22 protein-coding genes are annotated in these 20,947 nt (G+C 55.2%); 16 read left to right on the top strand and 6 right to left on the bottom strand.

What is annotated here, in order from left to right:
* Position 1: 1 nt before the first annotated feature.
* Complete coding sequence (locus tag ABYP39_RS06475) at positions 2-1,267, bottom strand: peptidylprolyl isomerase (protein ID WP_372763830.1); 1,266 nt, start codon at positions 1,265-1,267, stop codon at positions 2-4.
* On the bottom strand, positions 1,260-3,698 hold the full coding sequence (locus tag ABYP39_RS06470; protein WP_372748839.1) for an LPS-assembly protein LptD: 2,439 nt from the start codon (positions 3,696-3,698) through the stop codon (positions 1,260-1,262). The genes ABYP39_RS06475 and ABYP39_RS06470 overlap by 8 nt, the downstream gene beginning before the upstream one ends.
* Positions 3,699-3,783: 85 nt before the next feature.
* Here ABYP39_RS06470 and ABYP39_RS06465 point away from each other — a divergent pair, with 85 nt between their 5' ends.
* The 4 genes from ABYP39_RS06465 to ABYP39_RS06450 all read left to right on the top strand — a co-directional run bounded on the left by ABYP39_RS06465 (position 3,784) and on the right by ABYP39_RS06450 (position 6,838).
* Positions 3,784-4,737, top strand: a complete 954-nt coding sequence (locus ABYP39_RS06465; RefSeq protein WP_372759041.1) for an aminoglycoside phosphotransferase family protein — start codon at positions 3,784-3,786, stop codon at positions 4,735-4,737.
* Positions 4,734-5,411, top strand: a complete 678-nt coding sequence (gene murU, locus ABYP39_RS06460; RefSeq protein ID WP_372781670.1) for an N-acetylmuramate alpha-1-phosphate uridylyltransferase MurU — start codon at positions 4,734-4,736, stop codon at positions 5,409-5,411. Before ABYP39_RS06465 ends, murU begins: the two co-directional genes overlap by 4 nt.
* Before the next feature lie 81 nt (positions 5,412-5,492).
* Positions 5,493-6,161: a ribulose-phosphate 3-epimerase gene (gene rpe / locus ABYP39_RS06455; RefSeq protein WP_372781668.1), complete on the top strand. Its 669-nt coding sequence runs from the start codon at positions 5,493-5,495 to the stop codon at positions 6,159-6,161.
* Positions 6,161-6,838 (top strand): phosphoglycolate phosphatase, encoded by a 678-nt coding sequence (locus ABYP39_RS06450; RefSeq protein WP_372781666.1) that lies wholly within the window; start codon positions 6,161-6,163, stop codon positions 6,836-6,838. The genes rpe and ABYP39_RS06450 overlap by 1 nt, the downstream gene beginning before the upstream one ends.
* Positions 6,839-6,854: 16 nt before the next feature.
* Here the strand turns inward: ABYP39_RS06450 and ABYP39_RS06445 are convergent, their stop codons facing one another.
* Positions 6,855-7,442: a DUF488 family protein gene (locus ABYP39_RS06445; protein WP_372748834.1), complete on the bottom strand. Its 588-nt coding sequence runs from the start codon at positions 7,440-7,442 to the stop codon at positions 6,855-6,857.
* Between the two features lie 251 nt (positions 7,443-7,693).
* Here ABYP39_RS06445 and trpE point away from each other — a divergent pair, with 251 nt between their 5' ends.
* From trpE to trpC, 4 genes are read left to right on the top strand one after another with little or no spacing between them, the layout of a single operon-like run.
* Complete coding sequence (gene trpE, locus ABYP39_RS06440; RefSeq protein WP_372781664.1) at positions 7,694-9,190, top strand: anthranilate synthase component I; 1,497 nt, start codon at positions 7,694-7,696, stop codon at positions 9,188-9,190.
* 1 nt (position 9,191) lies between these two features.
* The gene (locus ABYP39_RS06435) at positions 9,192-9,770 is read left to right on the top strand and encodes an aminodeoxychorismate/anthranilate synthase component II (protein WP_372748891.1); all 579 of its coding nucleotides are present in this window, start codon (positions 9,192-9,194) and stop codon (positions 9,768-9,770) included.
* A gap of 10 nt (positions 9,771-9,780) precedes the next feature.
* Positions 9,781-10,821 carry an anthranilate phosphoribosyltransferase gene (trpD, locus tag ABYP39_RS06430; RefSeq protein WP_372781662.1) on the top strand — a complete coding sequence of 347 codons (1,041 nt, stop codon included), beginning with the start codon at positions 9,781-9,783 and terminating at the stop codon, positions 10,819-10,821.
* The gene (trpC, locus tag ABYP39_RS06425; protein ID WP_372748893.1) at positions 10,821-11,615 is read left to right on the top strand and encodes an indole-3-glycerol phosphate synthase TrpC; all 795 of its coding nucleotides are present in this window, start codon (positions 10,821-10,823) and stop codon (positions 11,613-11,615) included. The genes trpD and trpC overlap by 1 nt, the downstream gene beginning before the upstream one ends.
* 90 nt (positions 11,616-11,705) lie before the next feature.
* On the opposite strand, the gene crp is transcribed toward trpC, so the two are convergent.
* Entirely contained in the window at positions 11,706-12,338 is a 633-nt protein-coding gene (gene crp / locus ABYP39_RS06420) for a cAMP-activated global transcriptional regulator CRP (RefSeq protein WP_372748894.1), read from the bottom strand.
* Positions 12,339-12,477: 139 nt separating this feature from the next.
* On the opposite strand from crp, the gene ABYP39_RS06415 reads away from it, so the two are divergent.
* Entirely contained in the window at positions 12,478-12,894 is a 417-nt protein-coding gene (locus tag ABYP39_RS06415) for an OsmC family protein (protein WP_372748895.1), read from the top strand.
* Positions 12,894-13,313 (top strand): VOC family protein, encoded by a 420-nt coding sequence (locus ABYP39_RS06410; RefSeq protein WP_372781660.1) that lies wholly within the window; start codon positions 12,894-12,896, stop codon positions 13,311-13,313. The genes ABYP39_RS06415 and ABYP39_RS06410 overlap by 1 nt, the downstream gene beginning before the upstream one ends.
* A 40-nt stretch (positions 13,314-13,353) precedes the next feature.
* On the opposite strand, the gene speE is transcribed toward ABYP39_RS06410, so the two are convergent.
* Positions 13,354-14,217 (bottom strand): polyamine aminopropyltransferase, encoded by an 864-nt coding sequence (gene speE / locus ABYP39_RS06405; RefSeq protein ID WP_372748897.1) that lies wholly within the window; start codon positions 14,215-14,217, stop codon positions 13,354-13,356.
* Positions 14,210-14,647 carry an adenosylmethionine decarboxylase gene (gene speD / locus ABYP39_RS06400; protein WP_372748900.1) on the bottom strand — a complete coding sequence of 146 codons (438 nt, stop codon included), beginning with the start codon at positions 14,645-14,647 and terminating at the stop codon, positions 14,210-14,212. The genes speE and speD overlap by 8 nt, the downstream gene beginning before the upstream one ends.
* Positions 14,648-14,826: 179 nt before the next feature.
* On the opposite strand from speD, the gene ABYP39_RS06395 reads away from it, so the two are divergent.
* The 6 genes from ABYP39_RS06395 to ABYP39_RS06370 all read left to right on the top strand — a co-directional run bounded on the left by ABYP39_RS06395 (position 14,827) and on the right by ABYP39_RS06370 (position 20,735).
* Positions 14,827-15,486: a class I SAM-dependent methyltransferase gene (locus ABYP39_RS06395; protein ID WP_372748898.1), complete on the top strand. Its 660-nt coding sequence runs from the start codon at positions 14,827-14,829 to the stop codon at positions 15,484-15,486.
* A 16-nt stretch (positions 15,487-15,502) separates the two neighbouring features.
* A complete protein-coding gene (gene msrA / locus ABYP39_RS06390; protein WP_372781680.1) occupies positions 15,503-16,138 on the top strand; it encodes a peptide-methionine (S)-S-oxide reductase MsrA in 636 nt (211 codons plus the stop codon).
* A 515-nt stretch (positions 16,139-16,653) separates the two neighbouring features.
* Positions 16,654-17,460 carry an SDR family NAD(P)-dependent oxidoreductase gene (locus ABYP39_RS06385; protein ID WP_372781658.1) on the top strand — a complete coding sequence of 269 codons (807 nt, stop codon included), beginning with the start codon at positions 16,654-16,656 and terminating at the stop codon, positions 17,458-17,460.
* A gap of 219 nt (positions 17,461-17,679) precedes the next feature.
* Entirely contained in the window at positions 17,680-17,985 is a 306-nt protein-coding gene (locus ABYP39_RS06380; RefSeq protein WP_372750051.1) for a hypothetical protein, read from the top strand.
* A 26-nt stretch (positions 17,986-18,011) separates the two neighbouring features.
* Positions 18,012-19,973, top strand: a complete 1,962-nt coding sequence (locus ABYP39_RS06375; RefSeq protein ID WP_372781656.1) for a pilus assembly protein N-terminal domain-containing protein — start codon at positions 18,012-18,014, stop codon at positions 19,971-19,973.
* A gap of 96 nt (positions 19,974-20,069) precedes the next feature.
* A complete protein-coding gene (locus tag ABYP39_RS06370; RefSeq protein WP_372750700.1) occupies positions 20,070-20,735 on the top strand; it encodes a tetratricopeptide repeat protein in 666 nt (221 codons plus the stop codon).
* Positions 20,736-20,947: the final 212 nt, after the last annotated feature.

The raw sequence follows: 20,947 nt of genomic DNA, 5'->3' as shown, positions 1-20,947 counted from the left end.
ATTACTTGATATCCACGTAGGCTTCGTCGCGAATTTTGCGCAACCAGATGTCCAGCTCTTCTTCAAACTTGCGCTCGTGAAGAATGTTGCGGGCCATATTGCGACGCAGATCCATGGTCACGTCCTGCATGCGACGATCCTCAACCTTAACGATATGCCAGCCGTAACGGGACTTGAACGGCTTGCTGATATTGCCAATTTCGGTAGATTCCATGGCTTCCTGGAACTCGGGAACCAGCTGGCCGGGGCTGGTCCAGCCCAGATCACCGCCTTCCTGAGCGGAGCCTATATCTTCAGAAAAGGATTTGGCCAGTTCGTGGAATGATTCGCCTTTCTGGGCGCGCTGGCGCAGGCTGGCGGCAAGTTTTTCTGTGTCTTTCTCACTGCGAATAGCAGAAGATTTCAGCAGGATATGGCGGGCTCGGGTTTGTGCAATCACCTCGTTGTGACCGCGACTTTCCAACAGCCGTACAATATGGAAACCACTGGCACTTTCCAGCGGCTCCAGCACTTCACCGTCCTGTACGAGGCTGGCCTGAGCGGCAAATAGACTGGGCAGGTCAGGCTGTTTGCGCCATCCCAGATCACTGGCGCGCACATTGTCGGCTTTCAGCAGTGCGTCGACGTTCTTGCCGCTCTTGATGGCCTGATAGAGTTGATCCGCCTGCTTGCGCGCCTTGTTCTTCTGGGCGCTGGTGGCATCACTCGGCAGCGCAACCAGAATGTGGGCGAAGTGGTATTCGGGGGCGGTGCGTTTGCGGCCCTCTTCAGATTCCAAGTAGTTTGCGATCTCTTGGTCGGTGATCTGGATACGCTGATTTACGTTGCCACGCTGCACCTGCTGCAGCACCATTTCCCGGCGAATCTGCTCCCGGGCGGCGGCGTAGGAGGTGCCGGAGGCGTTCAGCGCTTCGCGAAACTGCTCCAGATTCATGTTGTTCTGAGCCGCAATGCGCGCCATGGCGGCGCTGAGCTGCTCATCGTTGATACGCAGTCCAACACGGTCGGCCATTTGCATCTGGATGTTTTCCAGGATCATCATGTCCATCACTTCGCGACGCACCCGCTCTTCCGGAATATCCTGTCCGGACTGGGCGATGTTGGCGCGCACCTGGGCCAGGCGGTCCTCCAGCTCACTGCGCAAAATGATGTTGTCGTCCACAATGGCGACAATCTCGTCGAGAATTTCTACGTCGGCAGTGGCGGTCAGTGGCAGTAGGCACACCGTAAGCAGGCCGAACAGGCGTTTCAGGGTCATTTTATTCATCGCGGTAACCAAAAATACTCTCTTCCAATACGCCGGTGAGCTTGTCGCCCAGTCCGCCGAGGCCTTTCAGCTGAAACTCCAGCAAAATGGCTCTATCATTTTCCAGGTCATTAGACAGGGCTGTGTGATCTGGTTCCAAGGCACGCTGATAAAGTGTTCTCACTGTCCAGCAGCAACTTTCGTAGGCAATACCAAACAGGCCTTCCAGTGTTCGATCCATCTGCAGATCATATTGCCAGCGGGCAAACAGGTGCCATTGTCGCCCCAGCGGCAGACTTGCTGAGGCGTCCAGTTGTTTGAGTTCAGGCTGGTCATCAGCATTTACGATGGTCATGCGGCGCTGGGTGTAACCGAAATTGTACAGGGTCTGAGCGTTGCCGCGATAGTGCCAGCCCAGGTGGGCCTGATTGACCCGCGCATCGTCTCGATCAAATACGGCATCGGCTGAGAACCAGTGGCGGTCGTTCGCCTGCCACTGTGCGTGGGTGGCGACGTCAGAACTGTTTTCCTTGCGGCGCGCGGCCGAGCCGCCAGCGGTGGCGGTGGCATTGCCCGGATGACGGTAGCTGGTGGTGCCGGGAATGATAATGCTGCTTTTGAGCAGGGTCGGGTCGGTGGTGGCTGTGCCGGCCACAACGGTCTCGGGCAGGGTGACCTGACGATCTTCGAAATAGAATGCCTGACCAATGCCCAGTGTCAGCCGCTCCCGGCCTGTATTCTTGTCATAAAAAGACGATGACAGGCCCACGGCCAGCTGTCGCACATCGTCTAGCCGGTCATAACCGGTAAAGCGTGAGTCGCGGAACAGTTGGTGGTAGTCGAAGGTGCGCAGGCTGGTATCAAACAGCGGTTGAGCTTCCTGGCCAGCTTCGTAGCCGTTGTAAAGATAGAAGAGTCTGGGTTCCAGTGTCTGGCGGAAGCTTCCTGCGTCGCGCTCAAATACCAGTGCAGCGTCGAGGCTGGCCATGGCGGCGGTTACTTCAGGTGACGTGTCGACCACACCATCGTCCAGTTGATAGCTTAGGTGGCGGCTTTTAAAGGTGCCGATAATATGTCCGGCACGACCAATATAGGGGAGGCGGACGCCAGCCTCGAGATAACTGCGCACACCGGTAATAAACAGGCCGCCGTCTTCCAGATTGTCTTCATGGTCGAAGGCCGTCACGTTGGCCAGAAATATCGGTTGTGGACGCAGATTGCGCACTACCGGCAGATACTCCAGTGACCACTCAGGCATTTTGCGGTAGGTATCGGCAAGCCCGGCCAATTCCTGATACTGCTGAACTATCACCTTTGAGCGCCAGCGCTCGCTCTGGTAATTAACTTGGGCAGACTGGTCGAGATAGGTGGCGCGGCGAACGTTTAGCGAGGCAACGCTGAGATCTTCGAAATATTCCACGTCGCTGATTCGGTTAAACGCAATTGCGGTGGACCAGTGTTCGTTCAATGAGCCAAATTCGCTGATCCCGATCAGCCAACGGTCAATTTCTGCCTGCTTGTCGTCTTTCAGGTAGGCGGTGGAAAGCTGCCACTCGCTCCAGCGGTTCAGGTAGCGTCCCTCGGCCTCCAGCATGTCACCGCGTTCTTCCAGAAAACGCGGTGTTAATGTGAGGTCGTAATTGGGTGCCAGATTGAAATAATACGGAATCGACACGTCGAGACCGCCGTCGCTGCTGGCGAAACCTGGCCATAGCAACCCGGTCGCCCTGCGATCGTCCACCGGGAAGTCGAGCCACGGGGAGTAGAATACAGGCACGCCTTTGACCTTTAACACGGTCCCTCGAGACACGCCCCGGCCGGTTGCATAATCCAGATGAATATTGTCCGCTTCCAACATCCAGGCTTCTGAATCCGGAGGGCATTGAGTATAAAAAGCGTCCCTGAGCTCCAGTTCCTGAGGCGTTGGGCGTTTAATCCGCTTCGCTTTGGCGCGCACGCCAGATTTGAAGGCGACAAATCTGGCCCGCTCGATCAAGCCCGTGCCATCGGCGCCATTAATCTTGGCGCGCTCGCCTGTGAGCATCATCTCGGGCAGGATAATGGCGACACTGTCATCAAGCAGGAACTCTTCGCTATCCCGGTCAAAGCTGGCGTTGCCCGCCTGTAAACTCAGCTGGCCTTTATGGATTATCACGTCGCCGTAAAGCTCTACTTTCGAGCCCTCCATACGGGTGCGATCGGCGCTGCCGTGAACTGGTGCTTTGTCCGGTGCCAGCTCGGCACCCGGCCAGGTGCGGGCGGGGGCCACATAGCGCCCGTCACAGCCAGTTTTTGGCGAGCAGGAGGACACTTCTTGCAACTGCTCGGCGCTGTACCAGTGCCAATTGTTCAACGCACCAGAGGGTGCAACACAGGCGGTCTGGGCGTTTGCAGCAAGGGGCAGAAGCAGCGGTGCAGTCAGTGCCAGTTTGAGGAATTTCAAAGCTTTCAAAGGCGTTAGGCTTATTCGACAAAGTTAAATGCAGGTGGATGATAATGGATTCTTTGATAGGATGCGCGCCTGCAAGGAGATAAACATGCTCAACAATTTGCGGCAATGGTGTGCTGCGGAGCTTTGTTTGCCTGAATCGGCATTGGGCGAATTGCTTCCCGTGGCTGGCGATGCCAGTTTTCGTCGCTACTTCCGGCTGCGTCCGGAGCAGCAGCCTTCCGTTATCGTCATGGATGCGCCGCCGGACAAAGAGGACAGTGCTCCGTTTCTCGATATTGCCGGGCGTTTGCAACATGTCGGCATCCACGCTCCCCGTATTCTTGCCCACAACCTCCAGCGAGGCTGGATTCTCCTGGAAGATCTCGGCGATACGCTTTACAAGTCTGCGTTTGAGCAGCGCCCCGGTAGCCAGGTGATGGCAGAAATCCTGCCGGTGCTGGAAAAGCTGACACTCGTTGACACAGCAAGACTTCCCCAGTACGACGAAGGCCGTTTGCAGCAAGAGCTGGATCTGTTCCCGCAATGGCATCTGGCAGTACATACCAAACAGGAATTTACGGCCGCCGAGCAGATGCTCTGGCAACAGTTGTGTGGGCAGCTTATCGACAATGCCAACGCCCAGCCGGCGGTATTCGTGCACCGGGATTTTCACTCCTGCAACCTGATGGAGATGGCTGGAAAGGCCCCGGGGGTTATTGATTTTCAGGACGCGGTCTTGGGCCCGATTACCTACGACCTGATGTCTATCCTGCTCGATCGCTATATCACCTGGCCGCGACCGCAGTTGGAGGAGTGGATGGAGGCGTTTCGGCTGCGCGTTGCTCCCGACGTGCCCCGCGACACTTGGCGGCGCTGGTGCGATTGGATGGGGCTGCAGCGCAATTTGAAAATCATCGGTATTTTTGCAAGGCTGGCTTATCGGGACGGCAAAACAGGGTATCTTTCACTCGTCCCGCGATTTTCGGACTATGTTCGTGATGTGCTGTATCGCTATAACGAACTGGAGCCTTATCAGGAGCTTCTGGAGCCGCGATTATGAAAGCGATGATACTGGCAGCCGGTCTGGGTAAGCGAATGCGCCCACTTACTACGGTTCGACCCAAGCCGCTGCTGAAAGTTAATAATAAACCACTCATCGACTACCACCTTGAGCGTCTTGCTCTCGCCGGCATTTCAGAGGTGGTGGTGAACCATTACTGGCTGGGCGAGCAGATCGAAGCCCATATTGGCGACGGTTCGGCCTATGGTCTTCGTGTGTCCTATTCTCGCGAAACGGAGTTGTTGGACACAGCTGGCGGCATGATCAATGCCTTGCCGCTGTTGGGCGACGAGCCATTTTTGCTGGTCAATGGTGATGTCTGGTGTGATTTCCCGGTTGAAACATTGCTGGCGCGCCGTCCCGAGGCCGCTCATCTGGTTATGGTGGACAACCCGGAGCACAATGAAAGGGGGGACTTCTTCCTCGATGGCGAGCACCTTGCGTTGACGGGTATCCGACCACTTACCTACGCCGGTATCGCTGTAATCAACCCGGAGCTGTTTGCGGGATCTGCTCCCGGCTGTCAGCCCCTGAAGCCCTTTCTGGTCAAGGCCATAGAGCGTCGCAGTGTCACTGCGGAGCACTTTAGTGGAGAGTGGGTTGATGTGGGAACGCCCGAACGCCTGCAGGAGTTGGACAACCGGGTCAGTCAGGCGGCGGTGCCTGCTACCTGAATATCCCGCGCACAGCCAATAGCCCTTAAAACCGCAAGCCGGTAAACTACGCGCTCTAAAATTGTTGCGCGAGTTGTGTTCATGTCTGATTACTGGATTGCCCCCTCCATTTTGTCTGCTGACTTTGCCCGTCTGGGTGAAGAGGTGGACAACGTGCTTGCTGCTGGTGCTGATGTCGTACATTTCGATGTCATGGACAATCACTACGTGCCCAATCTCACTATTGGCCCGATGGTGTGCAAAGCGTTGCGCGATCATGGGGTTACGGCGCCGATCGACGTGCACCTGATGGTACAGCCGGTCGATGCCTTGATCGGTATGTTTGCCGACGCGGGCGCCAGCTATATTACCTTTCACCCGGATGCGTCGGTGCATGTTGACCGCTCCCTGCAGATGATTCGCGACGCCGGTTGTAAGGCCGGGCTAGTGCTGAACCCCGCGGTGACGCCGGATTGCCTGCGCTATGTGATGGATCGGCTGGACATGATTCTGCTGATGTCGGTCAACCCCGGCTTTGGCGGACAGAAATTTATTCCGTCAACTATCGACAAGGTACGCGAAGTTCGTCGTTTGATCGACGACAGCAGCTTTGATATCCGTCTGGAAGTGGACGGCGGTATTTCAGCCAAGAACATTGCCGAGATCGCCGCCGCAGGCGCTGACACCTTTGTCGCCGGGTCGGCCATTTTTAATGCGGACGACTATAAAACTGTGATTGATGACATGCGCCAGCAGCTGGCCTCGATCTGATGCAATTGCGTGATCTGCTTGGGCGTCAGCCTGAGGCCTTACTGTTTGATCTCGATGGCACACTGATTGACAGTGTGCCGGATCTGGCCAGCGCTGTGGATCAGACCCTTCGCCAGGCGGGCTTGCCTAAAGCGGGTGAGGCGTTGGTGCGCGGCTGGGTCGGTAACGGCGCCCGCAAATTGCTTGAACGCGCCTTGAGCCATACAAAAGGCACTGCCGATGATGCGGAGCTCGACGCTCTATTGCCGGTATTCTTCGAGTGCTATGAAGCCTGTTGTGCAGATCATACGGTGGCTTATCCTGGCGTAGAGGCAGCGCTGAAAGCGTGGCATGTGGCGGGTGTAAAGCTTGCCTGTGTGACAAATAAGCCCGAGCGCTTTGCTGTCAAAATCGTTCATCATTTTGGGTGGGGTGAGATAATGCCGGTGGTGCTGGGTGGCGACAGTCTGCCCACGAAAAAGCCGGCACCTGAGCCACTTTGGGTTGCCTGCGAGCGCCTGGGTGTGGCAGTCGAGAACACGATCATGGTTGGCGATTCGGTGAATGATGTGAGCGCCGCTCGCGCTGCTAATATGCCTGTCATTGCCGTGCCATACGGTTACAACTACGGTAGTGACATTCGTGAGGCCGGGCCGGATATGGTGGTTGAAAGCCTGGATACACTGTGCACCTTATAGCTCGCGGCAGCCCCCATTATTGTTCGGGTCGGCGATAGGCGCAGCGTCGACTCTGTTCGCGCCAGGCCTGCTCAAGGGATTCGGTTTCACCCATCAGCATATCCGGTACGACCCCGGTTTCATCCATCAATCGTCGCTCCAGTTCAACTTCGCTCTCAAGCGCGCCTGCGTGATTGATGTGCTCAATGCTCAAGGCGTGTTCGCGCTGCAGATAGTGGCCAATCAGCAGGCTGCGGTGACACACCGCCGGGTCTTTTTCCGCGCACAGTAAGGCGATTCGAAAGCCCTTGTTCAGCCCGTTCAGCAAGCGCTCAATGCCTTTCAGAAACCGCTCCGAACGCTGCAGTCGGTCAAACTGCACCTGCCCCTTTTCATAGTGTGCATCGCAGGGAGAGCGTGGGCCGAGCTCTTCGCCCAGATACACATAGCGGATGTCTGCTGCGCGCAAATGCTGAATCAGGTTTTCGCGGTGGTAATCGTGAAAAGCCTTGCTGTAGGGCACAGAACGCACGTCAGCAATGACCGTGATCTGGTGGTTTCGCAGTTGTTCGAGGAAGGTCTCGATGGGTTTGGTGGCGTAGCCGATACTGAACAGGGCAGCCATGGGATATCCGCTTTTCGAATTTCGCGGCCAGTGTAGCGAGCGCGCTCTACACCGGCAAATCCGCTGTTTTACAAAGCCGGTGGCTGGGGTAGAATGCGTTTTTGAAATTATCCTTTCATCTGGAGAAAACGGTGATCTGCTCCGCTCAGCCAGCGCTGCAATCTGATACCCGCCGATGGCGATGGTAGGCCCCTGCGTTCGCGTTAGCACGCCCCAAACATCGTTATTCACCGTTTTTGAAGGAAAGCCCTGTGACTCCCGAACAATTTGCCGAACTGGCCCAGCAGCCCTATAACCGTATTCCGGTTTACCGCGATGTGCTGGCCGACCTTGATACCCCCCTTAGCGCCTATCTGAAACTTGCTCGTGGCCCCTACAGCTACCTGTTTGAATCGGTGGAAGGGGGCGAAAAATGGGGGCGTTACTCCATTATTGGCCTGCAGGCCGATACCGTACTTACCGCGTTCGGCAATAAAATTGTCGTTACCGAGGGCGGACGCGAAATAGAATCTCTGCACAGCGACGATCCGCTGGCCTTTGTAGAACAGTTTCAAGCCCGTTATCGGGCGCCGGACCTGGACAGCCTGCCGGCTTTCAATGGCGGGCTGGTTGGTTATTTCGGCTATGACACTGTGCGCTATGTTGAGAAGAAACTGGCGGCCAGCTGTCCGCCAGACAAGCTCGGCAACCCCGATATTCTGCTTATGGTCTCCGACGAAGTGGTGGTGTTCGACAACCTCGCCGGTGTCATTACCCTGATCGTGCACGCCAACCCCGAAGACAACGATGCCTACGCTGCGGCGCAGGCGCGGCTGGATCAGCTTGAAACGCTGATGGCCGGGCCGGCACCGGAGCTGCCGCGACCAGCCACCGTGCCGGGCGAACTACCGGAGTCCGCTTTTGAATCCGAAGTGGGTGAAGCTGGCTACAGTGCGATGGTTGAGCGGGTCAAGCAATACACGCTTGCCGGGGATGTAATGCAGGTGGTGCCGTCGCAGCGACTGTCTACCCCATTTGATGCCGAGCCGATCAATTTGTATCGGGCTTTGCGTCGACTTAATCCTTCGCCCTACATGTTTTATCTGGATCTAGACGACTTTCATATCGTGGGTTCAAGTCCGGAGATCCTGGCGCGGGTCGAGCACGGTGAAATCACGCTGCGCCCCATCGCCGGTACCCGTCGACGCGGACACACCGAGGCAGAAGACCGGGCGATGGAAGAAGAACTGCTGGCTGATCCCAAGGAAATTGCAGAGCACCTGATGCTGATCGATCTGGGGCGCAATGATGTGGGCCGAGTCGCTGAAACTGGCAGTGTCGTAGTGACGGATCAGATGGTGGTGGAGCGCTACTCCCATGTGATGCATATCGTGTCCAATGTGACTGGCCAGTTGAAAGATGGGCTCAGTGCCATGGATGTATTACGCGCCAGTTTGCCGGCAGGTACCTTAAGTGGTGCGCCGAAAGTGAGAGCCATGGAAATTATTGACGAGCTCGAGCCGGTCAAGCGCGGTGTTTATGGTGGCGCTGTGGGCTATATCGGATTCAACGGCAATATGGATACCGCGATTGCGATTCGTACTGCGGTCATCAAAAACAACCGTCTATACGTTCAGGCCGGTGGCGGTATCGTCGCTGATTCGGTGCCACGGCTTGAATGGAAGGAGACCATGAACAAGGCGCGAGCGATGTTCCGTGCAGCGGCGATGGTGCTGGATGGCAGCGGTCGCAGTGAGGGAGATCAGTAACATGTTGTTGATGATCGATAATTACGACTCCTTTACCTACAACATCGTGCAGTATCTCGGTGAATTGAAAGCTGAGGTAAAAGTGGTGCGCAATGATGAGGTCAGTGTGGACGATATCCGCGCCTTGAAGCCAGAGCGCATTGTGGTATCACCCGGTCCGTGCACGCCGAACGAGGCGGGTATCTCCATGGCTGCTATTCAGGCACTGGCCGGAGAAATTCCCATTCTGGGCATCTGCCTTGGGCATCAGAGTCTCGGGCAGGTATTCGGCGGCAAAGTAGTGCGGGCGCGTCAGGTAATGCACGGAAAAACCTCGCCTATCTACCACTTGGGTAAGGGGGTCTTTGAGGGGCTGAAGAATCCCTTAATTGCTACGCGCTACCATTCTCTGGTTGTCGAGAAAGATAGCCTACCGGATTGCCTGGAGATCACTGCCTGGACCCAGACAGACAGTGGTGAAATGGATGAAATCATGGGGCTGCGCCACAAAACTCTGGATGTCGAGGGTGTGCAGTTTCACCCCGAATCGATTCTGAGCGAAGAAGGCCACGCGATGCTGGCCAATTTTCTGAAACGCTGAGGACAATAAAATGGATATCAAAACAGCGCTCGGTCGCGCCATTCAGCACTTGAGCCTTAACACCGATGAAATGGCCGATGTGATGCGCGATATCATGACCGGCCAGTGCACTGACGCCCAGATCGGCGCTTTTCTTGTTGCGCTGAGAATGAAGAGTGAAAGCATCGACGAGATTGAAGGTGCCGCCCGAGTCATGCGTGAGCTGGTCACGCCGGTCGACGTGTCAGGGCTCGACCATGTGGTTGATATCGTCGGTACCGGCGGTGATGGGGCCAATCTGTTCAATGTATCTTCTGCCAGTACCTTCGTCGCGGCAGCCGCCGGCGCGGTGGTGGCCAAGCACGGCAATCGTTCAGTGTCATCCAAAAGCGGCAGTGCAGACCTGCTGGAAAGTGCCGGTATCAATCTCGCTTTGAGTGCGGATCAGGTGCAGCGCTGCATACGTGAAGTGGGTGTGGGCTTTATGTTTGCGGTCAATCATCACAGTGCCATGAAGCACGCCATTGGCCCACGCAAGGAAATCGCCCAGCGTACTATTTTTAATATTCTTGGCCCGCTTACGAATCCCGCCGGCGTAACTCGCATAGTGCTCGGTGTGTTTTCCGCTGAGTTGTGCCGTCCTCTGGCCGAAGTCCTCAAACGCCTGGGCGCCGAGCATGTGCTGGTGGTTCATGCTACTGATGGCCTGGATGAGATCAGTCTGGCAGCACCAACCATCGTGGCGGAGCTGAAAGGTGGTGAAATCAGCGAGTACCGGATTACCCCGGAAGATTGCGGGCTCAAAAGCCAGAGCTTGGTGGGGCTGGATGTTGCTGACAGCAGTGCCTCGCTGCAATTGATCCGAGAAGCGTTTACCGTTGCTGAAAGTGGCAGTGAAATTGCGCACAAAGCTGCCGACATGGTGGCGCTTAACGCCGGTGCGGCCCTCTACGTGGCGGGTAAAGCAGGCTCTATCAAGGCGGGCGTTGAACAGGCACGCGCCGCGATCACCAGTGGTGCTGCGCTGGAGAAAATGCAGCAGCTTGCGAAATTTTCACAAGGTTTCAAGTAATGGCTACGCCGACGGTTTTAAAGAAGATTCTCGATCGTAAACTGCAAGAGGTGGCCGAGCGCTCGGCGAATACATCGCTGGAATCTCTGCGCGAGCGCGCTCAGGATGCGTCGCCGGTGCGAGGGTTTGTTTCCGCTATTGAGGCTAAGCTCAGTGCAGGGCAGTCGGCAGTAATTGCTGAAGTGAAAAAAGCATCGCCCTCCAAAGGTGTGATTCGCGAGAATTTTCATCCGGCTGAGATTGCTCGTAGCTATGCGCAGGGTGGGGCTGCCTGTCTGTCGGTATTGACCGATGTGGATTTCTTTCAGGGCGCAGATGCCTATTTACAGCAAGCCCGCGCTGCCTGTTCGCTGCCGGTGATTCGCAAAGATTTTATGGTCGACCCCTATCAGGTGGTTGAAGCACGCGCTATTGGGGCTGACTGCATTTTGTTGATCGTTGCGGCGTTGGACGATGCAACAATGCGTGAGTTGTATGACACTGCCCTGTCGCTGGGGTTGGATGTATTGATTGAGGTACACGACGAAGCCGAGTTGATGCGGGCTTTGCCTTTGGGCGCAAAGCTGGTTGGCATCAATAACCGCAATCTGCACAACTTTGAAACATCGCTGGACAATACTTTTCGTCTGCTCGATAAGATTGGCGATGACCGGATTGTGGTTACCGAAAGCGCTATTCATACGCCAGCGGATGTCGCCGCGATGCGTGAACGAGGTGTGAACGCGTTTCTGGTAGGTGAGGCGTTTATGCGCGCTGAAGAGCCGGGGCAGAAACTGGCAGAGTTGTTTTTCTGAGGGGTTTCGTTTGTTAGCTGCGACGGGGACTAGGGCTGGGGGGCAGGCACCAGCTGCGCTGGTAAAAGCTGCCCCTTAATCGAAGTCGGTTTATCGGGTGCCAAACACCACCATTGTTTTGCCTTTCACCGAAACCAAGCCCTGTTCTTCTAAAGTCTTCAGAACGCGACCAACCATCTCTCGCGAACAACCCACGATACGGCCAATTTCCTGGCGCGTGATTTTGATCTGCATGCCATCGGGGTGAGTCATGGCGTCTGGTTGGTTGCACAAATCCAGCAGGGTGCGTGCGACGCGGCCGGTGACATCCAGAAAGGCGAGATCGCCGACCTTGCGAGTGGTCTGGCGCAGGCGCTTGGCCATTTGGGTGCCAAGCGCGAACAAGACTTCCGGGTATTGTTCGCGCAATTCCTGAAATTTGCTGTAGCTGATTTCCGCCACTTCACATTCGGTTTTGGTCTTTACCCATGCGCTGCGGGTTTCCTCGTTGTCGAAGACGCCCATTTCCCCGAAAAAGTCACCTTTGTTCAGGTAGGCGACAATCATTTCCCGGCCTTCATCGTCTTCGATCAAAACCGTCACAGAGCCTTCAATGATGAAGTACAGTGCATCGCTGTCGTCGCCCGCGTAAATGATGGTGCTTTTGGCGGGGTAGCGGCGGCGCCGGCAATGGCTTAAAAAACCATCCAGGTTTGGAATCGCTGGCTTGGGGGCACTGATCACAGTAGATCCTCGTTTGTGAAATCTTATAGAGCTAATGCGGCGTATTATGCCGTGTGAAACCGGTAATGGCGACCCCTGCGACCGTCGGGGTGCATGTGGTAGGATGCGGTTCTCAAAAAACTGGTAGTAGGTAGATGTGATGGAAGCCACGGTCAAGTGGGTAGATGGAGTCAGTTTTGAAGCAACATCAGGCACCGGCCACAAGGTTGTTATGGATGGCCCGCCGGATCTGGGTGGTCGCGACCTAGGGCCGCGCCCGATGGAAATGTTGATTATGGGTATGGGTGGATGCGCCTCGTTTGACGTGGTTACCATCTTGCAAAAATCTCGTCAGGCGGTCACCGGCTGTGAGGCGAGTATTCAGGCCGAGCGCGCTGACGCGGTTCCAGCCGTATTCACCAAAATTCATATGACTTTCAAGGTGAGCGGTACCGATCTGAAAGAGTCTATCGTGAAGCGCGCGGTGGCAATGTCAGCTGAGAAGTATTGTTCTGCCTCCATTATGATGGAAAAGGCGGGTGTTGAAGTGACCCACAGTTACGAGATCGTAGCCTGATGAAGCCCTCGCGTCCTCGGCCTACCGCAGGGCTGCGCCATGTAGCGTTGTTTGTTGCGCGCTATGAAGAAACGCTGCATTTCTATCAGGAGCTGATGGGAATGGCACTGGAGTGGCAGCCGGACGAAGACAATAGCTACCTGTGTTCGGGTAACGACAATCTCGCTCTGCATCGCTACAAAGGCGGTGAACGTGACCCTGCCACCCAGCGTCTGGATCATATCGGCTTTATCATTGATGAGATGGAAGAGGTAGATGCCTGGTTTGCATTCCTGAAAGCGCAGGGCGTAAAGACATTGTCAGAACCGCGCACTCATCGCGATGGCGCGCGCAGTTTCTACTGTCTGGACCCTGACGGCAATACCGTACAGATCATCTATCATCCGCCTATTAGCGGACAGGTGTTCAAGCGAGAGTGAAGAGGGAGGTGTTTCGCCTGCATGGCAGGCGAAACGCGGTTCAGGCGTTGTTGATGGCGTCTACCACGTATTGCGGTAGACCAAAACATCCGGCATGAACTCCAGGATTGTAGTAACGCGTTCTAATGCCGCTTTCGGTGTAGCGTGCGGCTAGCGTTTCCACAGTTTGGTGGCGCGCGTTGGTATTGTCGCTCGCCCAGGCAAAGGTCATAACACCGCCCACGTAGGTTGGTACCGCCGCGGTGTAAAAGTGTGTGTCTTCAAAATAGGGAGACAGACGCTTCTTCGTGGTGGTGACCTCGTCCTGTTGCATGAAGCTGACGCCGTTCTGCGCGGCAAAAATGCCACCGGGTTTCAGGCAGCGCTTGATGCCTTCATAAAACGGGCTGGTAAACAGAACCTCCCCGGGGCCAATGGGATCGGTGCTGTCGGACAGAATTACATCAAACTGCCGGTCGCAGTTTTTCACGTAATTGATGCCGTCATCGATCACAATGTTGGCGCGCGGATTGTCGTAAGCGCCTGCCGAATGATTCGGCAGGTACTCAACGCACATATCAATAACCGCCTGATCAATTTCAACTTGGGTGCAGTGAGCTACGCTGTCGTGCTTTAGCACTTCACGCAGCAGGCCACCGTCACCGCCGCCGATGATCAGCACATCCTTTGCCTCGCCGTGGGCGAAAAGTGGGACGTGGGCCAGCATCTCGTGGTAGATAAACTCGTCGTGCTCGGTCGTCTGGATGATGCCATCCAGCGCCATAACGCGACCAAAGCTCACCGACTCAAATATGATGAGATGCTGGTGTTCGGTCTTGTTTTCAAAGAGGACGTTCTTGATGCCAAAGGTCTGTGCCCAGCCATCGTGCAGTTTCTCCTGAAACTGCCGCTGCTGTTCAGCCATTCTCCATCCTCCCGCGCAGGTTCTCGCTGACTTCCACGCGCTTCGGACGGAAGGCGCGCTGCAGTACAGGGATCGCCAGTTCGGGACGGGCATCACCACACATAAAAACGTCAAACGCAGCGTAGTCGCGTTCCGGCCAGGTGTGCACACTGATGTGTGACTCGGCCAGTACCGCTACACCGGAAACGCCACCGTTGGGCGTAAAATGGTGCATATGAATATGCAGCAAAGTCGCTCCACAAACCTTGACGGCTTCCAGGAAGGCTTTTTCCATTCGGGGGATGTCATCGAGATGGGAAGCTCCCCACAGGTCGATGATTAAGTGTGTGCCGGCGTATGCTATACCGTCACGGACGATGAAGTGATCTTGATTTTCATCGGAGGAGGTATAAACGTCAACAGCTGATGAGCCGGCTTCCAGGGTCGGCATAAGTTCCAATTTCTTCATTTAGCATAAGTCCCCCAGTGAGGTGGAAAGAAGGCGCCATTTATACCGGTTTTCACAGAAATAGCAATTATCAGATTAACTTTTTTTGTGACCCTGGGAATTACCGCGCGTGATGGTCATTCGGGTATGATTTTGGTGGTTTTTTTGTTAGGAGTCCTGTCATGTCAAATCGTAGTTATGGCCTTAGCGAGGCGGAGCACGACTATCTGCTGAAAACCACGGTTCGCGAGCATCCTTCCTTGGCCCAATTACGGGATCACACCATGAAAATGCCGATGGCGCGGATGCAAATTGCGCCGGAGCAGGCCCAGTTCATGCAGCTTCTTATTAATATGTTGGGCGCTACCCACTGTATAGAAGTAGGCGTATTTACCGGTTATAGCACGTTAGCGGTCGCACTGGCCCTGCCCGCAGATGGTCGTATCATTGCCTGTGATATCAGCGAGGAGTATACGGCGGTGGCCCGAACCTACTGGGAAAAGGCCGGTGTCGACTATAAGGTTGATCTGCGGTTGGCACCGGCGCAGGATACGCTAGATGCACTGATAGCGGCTGGCGAGCGTGAGTTTTACGACTTTGCCTTTATTGACGCCGACAAGGAAAACTATGTTCGTTATTACGAGCAGTGTCTGACCCTGGTGCGCCCCGGCGGTCTGATCGCAATTGATAATGCGCTCTGGGACGGCCGTGTAGCAAAAGACTCGGCCGACGAAGAAACCCGCGCGATTCAAGCGGTGAATTCACGGGTTGGCAAAGATCATCGTGTTGAGTGCAGTCTGGTCCCGGTGGGCGATGGCTTGCTGCTGGCGCGCAAGTTGTAGTAAAGGAGAGTAATTGATGGGACTGTTTGGGAAAACCCCTGTAATGCCCAGTGCCGAGCAGGCACTTCCGGGCCGCAGCGACGTTATGCCTGTCGCTGCCCGGCACTATGTTCTTGACGCCTCGCTGGCCGGGCCGTTTCCACAGCACATGGAAATGGCTATGTTTGGTCTGGGCTGTTTCTGGGGCGCCGAACGCAAATTCTGGCAGTTGTCGGGCGTGCACTCGACCGCTGTGGGCTATGCTGCGGGCTTCACTCCCAATCCTAGCTACCAAGAGGTGTGTAGCGGCATGACCGGCCACAATGAGGTGGTGCGAGTGGTATTTGATCCAGAACAGATTAGCTATCGGGAATTGCTGCAGACTTTCTGGGAAAGCCACAACCCGACCCAGGGCATGCGTCAGGGGAATGATGTGGGCACCCAGTATCGATCTGGTATCTATACCTATTCAGAAGAACAGCAGGCGCTGGCAGAAGAGACCCTTGCCAATTACCAGCGCGCACTTAAGGCGAAGGGGTTGCCCGCGATCACCACGGAAGTTATCAAAGCCCCCGAGTTCTATTTTGCCGAGGACTACCATCAGCAATATCTGGCAAAGAACCCGGGGGGCTATTGCGGGCTGGGAGGAACGGGAGTGTGTTATCCCGATTGATGTCCGCTGCAGCTGCCGTTTCTATATTGGTGTTGCAGGTGCTGTCAGTTTGCTCGCACACCGCGAATGTCGCAATGCGCACAAACGCGTTGTCCGGATTAACCGCAGGTGCATTGCAAAGGTAGGTTGATGCGGTTATCTCGCTATTATCGAGTACCGCATTACGGTTGATGTCCTGGCCACTGTCGATTCTCGTACCACCATCAAAACACTCGTCGCTGCCAGCTAGCAAGGTTGTCTGTGTTACCAATGCAACTGATCCGGGCGAACCGTCGGCTCCCGCAGAGCCGGCCGTGCCGGATGGTCCCTGAGCGCCCGTTGCGCCATTGTTTCCGTCGTCGCCATTACAGGCCGTTAAAACCAGTGGCAATAGTAAACACCCCGCAAGTTGGGTGGCTTTATAGCAGTTCATCGCGTTCCCCTGTTCTGTTTTGATCTACCATTGAGATTGAAAGCTGACGCATGAAGTTTCTGTTACCCAGATGGCACAGTGATTAAAGGGAGATGGCAATTCGATGACGGGTTTATTGCTGGAAAGGTTTGGAACTGTGGCATTGGTGACGGGGGCCTCCTCGGGAATTGGTCGCGCTTTTGCCCGCGCATTGGCTGCGGCAGGAATGGACCTGATCCTGGTGGCAAGGCGGCAGCAGGCGCTGCAAAGTCTGGCGGATGAATTGCGGCAGACACATGGGGTCACGGTTGAGGTGGTCGTGCTGGACCTGTCATATGTCGGGGCGGTTGAGGATTACGCAAAATCCCTCAGTGGCCGCGGGGTGTCGCTGCTTATCAATAACGCCGGATTTGGTTTCAAAGGGCAATTTGAAGAGGCGGGCACTCAGACCAATGTGGAAATGGTAAATACCAACTGCATTGCTTCGATAATTCTTACTCAATATTGCCTGCCGGATATGAAGGCGGCAGGTAAGGGTGGCATTATCTTCACTGGGTCAGTCGAGGGGGAGTCTCCGTTTCCCTGGTCTGCGACCTATGCTGCCAGCAAGGCGTTTGTGCATTCGCTGGGCTTTGCATTGCACAATGAATGCCGCGCCAGCGGTGTCGAAGTGCTGGTACTCGCGCCGGGGCCGACCGATACTGAAGCTCCGCGCAAACAGGGGTTCCGCAATGAAGAGCTCTCTGGCTTGATGACGCCTGAGCGTGTGGTGGAGGAGGCGCTTGCGCGGTTGGGCAGGAGCTGCCTGTGGACGCCAGGCTGGCAAAATCGATTGATGACGCGTTTGCTTCGCAGCCTGCCGCGGGTCTGGTCTGCAGCGTTGGCGGGGGTTGGCCTGAAAGCCGCCCTGGCAAAAAACCGCGCTGTTTAGTGACGGGTTTACTATCGGCTTCTCACTGCGATCTCAGATTGCTTTGCAATTTGCGAATCAAAGTGTCAGTACAGGACAAAAACAAAGTAGGTAGCTTAAAGCTATAAGTAATATACTGAATTTGATGGATTTTTAGCTGGTTGGAAAACTGGCCCGTATTCTGCATTCAGGTTGGCATTGCGTTACATCATGAATGAACAGACAAAAAGGGATACGGAGATGAAATCATTGCTTTTAATACCGTTACTGTTACTGACAGGCTGCAGTCAGCTATCGACGGTGCATTATGTAAATCAGGTTGCTGCCGATTATGGCGCGCCAGCGACAGGCTATCGCGACACAGATGGCGATGGTGTTATGGATTTTGGTGATGTCTGTCCCAGAACGGCGATTGGGGCGACCGTGACGGAATATGGATGCGAGCTGCGTCTCGTGGATTTGACCGAGGACAAGCAGTGTCCGTTACAACAAGATCGTCTCGCTCAGCATACAAATAATGAGCTGTCTTCTCGCAGCCTGCGATGAAAAACAGCCGACCGGAGGGTAGTTTAATGAAAAGGATTGCGTTCACTGTAGCGCTTGCGGTGGCACTGCTCGGAGTTGCACCAGCGCTGGCGGACAGTGCAAAGGGCCTGCAGTTTGTCGAAACGGCGGATGGAACCAAATCTCTCCGCACGCGCGAGCTGGTGCAATGGACGCACACGCGTCTGGTGTTCAACAAGGCCTTAAAGCGCGTGGCGGTTGGTCAGGAAGCTACCTTGCAGGTTGAGGTGTTGGGTACGAACGAAGTGCTCGCTCTGGGGAAGAATGTCGGGCGAACCAGCATCATGGTGTGGTACGAAGATGGTACCACCGAGAATTTCCTATTCAGTGTGATTGAAGACCTGAGTGTTCTCAGAAAAGCTTTAAATGATATTCACCCTAATATTCGAATTCAGTTGGCGCCAGACCGTGCAGCACTCGTGCTTCGCGGGCGTGTGCCAACCATCAATTTCCGCATTGCAGCTGAAACGGCCGCCCGCAACTATCTTGATGTAGCGCGAGGCGCTGGCAGCAGCGATATGGATGTGGTGATGCAAGCACCTGACCTGTCGTCAATGGTTAACGATGCAACCTTTCGGGTTAAATCTGCGATGGATAGCGCGGCTGCACCGGCTCGCCGGAGTGCGAACCGAGCAACGATCATCAACCTTATTCAAGTAGAGCAGCTGCCTGAAAACGTTGTACAGAAGTTGAGCAAAGTCTTGCAGACCATGGGTGGGGAAGATGTGACCGTAAGCCGCATCCAAAGCGGTGACATGCAAAATGATCTTGCGGACACTCTTCTATTATCCGGCGCGGTCGAAACTCAGGTCGACCTGGTGCGTATTCTCAATGTTGCCTCGAAAATGTTTGCCGGTGAGTCAGCCCAGCTTGGTGACGGTGGCAATATCGAAGTAATCGCCAATGAAGCCGGTGGTCTGCTTAATGGCGGGCGCCAAAGTGGCCGAAGCTCCGGACTCGGTGGCTTTGGCCAACTAGGCGGGGGAGATTCCGGGCTAGGCAACAATATAGCCGCGAATGTTGGTCGCTCAAAAATGTTGTCTGTAGCCGGCGGACGAATCCTCTCTACGATAGAGGTACGCGACCTGCCTCAGGTCCGGGTGTCTGTGCAGATGCATGAGGTGAGTCGTCGCCGCCTGAAAAGCTGGCGCCCAGATATGACGCTGGTAACAAATGGGTACGACAATTCAGGCACCTTTGGGCTGGCGGGCAGATCACAGCGCGGTGCCAACGCGTCGCAGGTTGAAAACGCATTGCAGATTCTCGGCGGCAGCCTGCTGAATAATCTTCAGGTCGGGGGCAGCGACGTTGCTCTCGATGCCTTGTTCGCCTTGCTGGAAGAGGAAGGCATCTCACGCACGGTCAGTCGACCAACGCTGACAGTATTGGCCGGAGAGTCTGCCGTATTTCGTGCAGGCGGTGAGGTTCCCGTACCAAAGGCTTTCGCACCTACCGGGCTGTCAGCTGATGATTCGGTGGGCAATAACGCAGGTGGGGTGTTCAGCGGAACCGAATTCAAGTCGTTTGGTGTTGAGCTGGAAGTTAGGCCAATGGTGGGCGAAAACGACTCGATCACCTTGGATATGCGGCCCACAATTTCGCTGCCAGATACACAGTTGACGCAGGATATTGCCGGTAGCACGGGCTCAGACCTTAACACGGCAGCCTTTAATGTGCGCACTATCAAGACGTCGGCGCGGTTGGAAGATGGTCAGGCACTGGTGATAGGTGGTCTGGTCAGTCGAGATTTGTCGGACAGTAAAAGTCACACACCGGGTTTGAGCAGTGTGCCACTGGTTGGCAATCTCGCCAAATCGTCGAGCGACGGCGACAGCGACACGGAGCTGGTTATTATCGTTACACCAACCATTATCCGCGCGCCGCGACATGAAATTTCGTTATGGCAGTTTCCCGATAGCATGCAGCTGTTGGACTGGTCTATTTCACTGCCGGAGAAAGAGCAGCGCTAACAGCGGCTCAAGGGAGATTAAGCAATGAAGTATTTAAACAGTATGAAGGTGTTGGCGCTCGTAGCAGCAAGCGTTTTGTTTACAGGCTGTGTTTCGATGAGCGATCACCGTAGCCGAGTGGCCGATCCAAACGAACGACTGGATCAGGTAATGGCGTTATATCTTGAGAAAGATCGCAACGGTGATTCCTGTCATGAAATCAAACGTGCCTACAGCGCAATTCATGACTGTGAGCGCATTCAGCGGGAAGTGGAGCGCCTGGTGGTAGAGTTCCCAAATAATGAACGGATTCTGATGGCAAATGCCGTACTGCAGTTGGAGGCGGGGAAGCGCGATAAAGCGCAATTATCCCTCGATCAGCTGTTATCTATGCCGGGGGCACATCCGGAAGCCGCGATTTTGCGCAGTCAGCTGGCAGTGCAGGAAGGCAATACTGCGCGAGCGCGTAAATTGCTACAGCAGCAGATTGTGTTGCGCCCAGATTACGCTGAATTACGAGAAACACTGGCAGCCGTTTATTACCTGGAAGGCAAATACGCTCAGGCGCGCAATGCCTTGAGTGCCGCAGGAAGACTCGGTGCTTCTGGCTGGAGAATCGCCTATCACGAGGGATTAATCCGGGAAGCCACACAAGATTGGGAGGGCGCCTGCCAGATGTACATCAGCGCGACTGATCAGAAACCGGATTTTGTCCAAGCAATGTCACGCTTGGTGGGGCTCACTGAACATCAGGAGTGCAGACGGGTTGCTGATCGTCGCTAGCTCTTAACACAACGCATCTCCGTTTAGCCGCGTGGCGAGAGCCCGCGGCTTTTTTTATGTCTGCGCTTTGACAATTTGCAAAATGCGAATTGATTTTGGAGGGGTATTTGCAAAATGCGAATTCTGGCCTTGTCGTGTCAATACGCTAGGGACCCTCAGTCAGCTGTAGGCACGCTGAGATCATCCGTAACCAAATGATTTATAACAACTTA

This window comes from Litorivivens sp. (assembly GCF_041625495.1).
Taxonomy (GTDB): domain Bacteria; phylum Pseudomonadota; class Gammaproteobacteria; order Pseudomonadales; family Spongiibacteraceae; genus Litorivivens.
The sequence above is the reverse complement of the archived record's forward strand: the minus strand, read 5'-3'. Positions and strand labels throughout refer to the sequence as shown.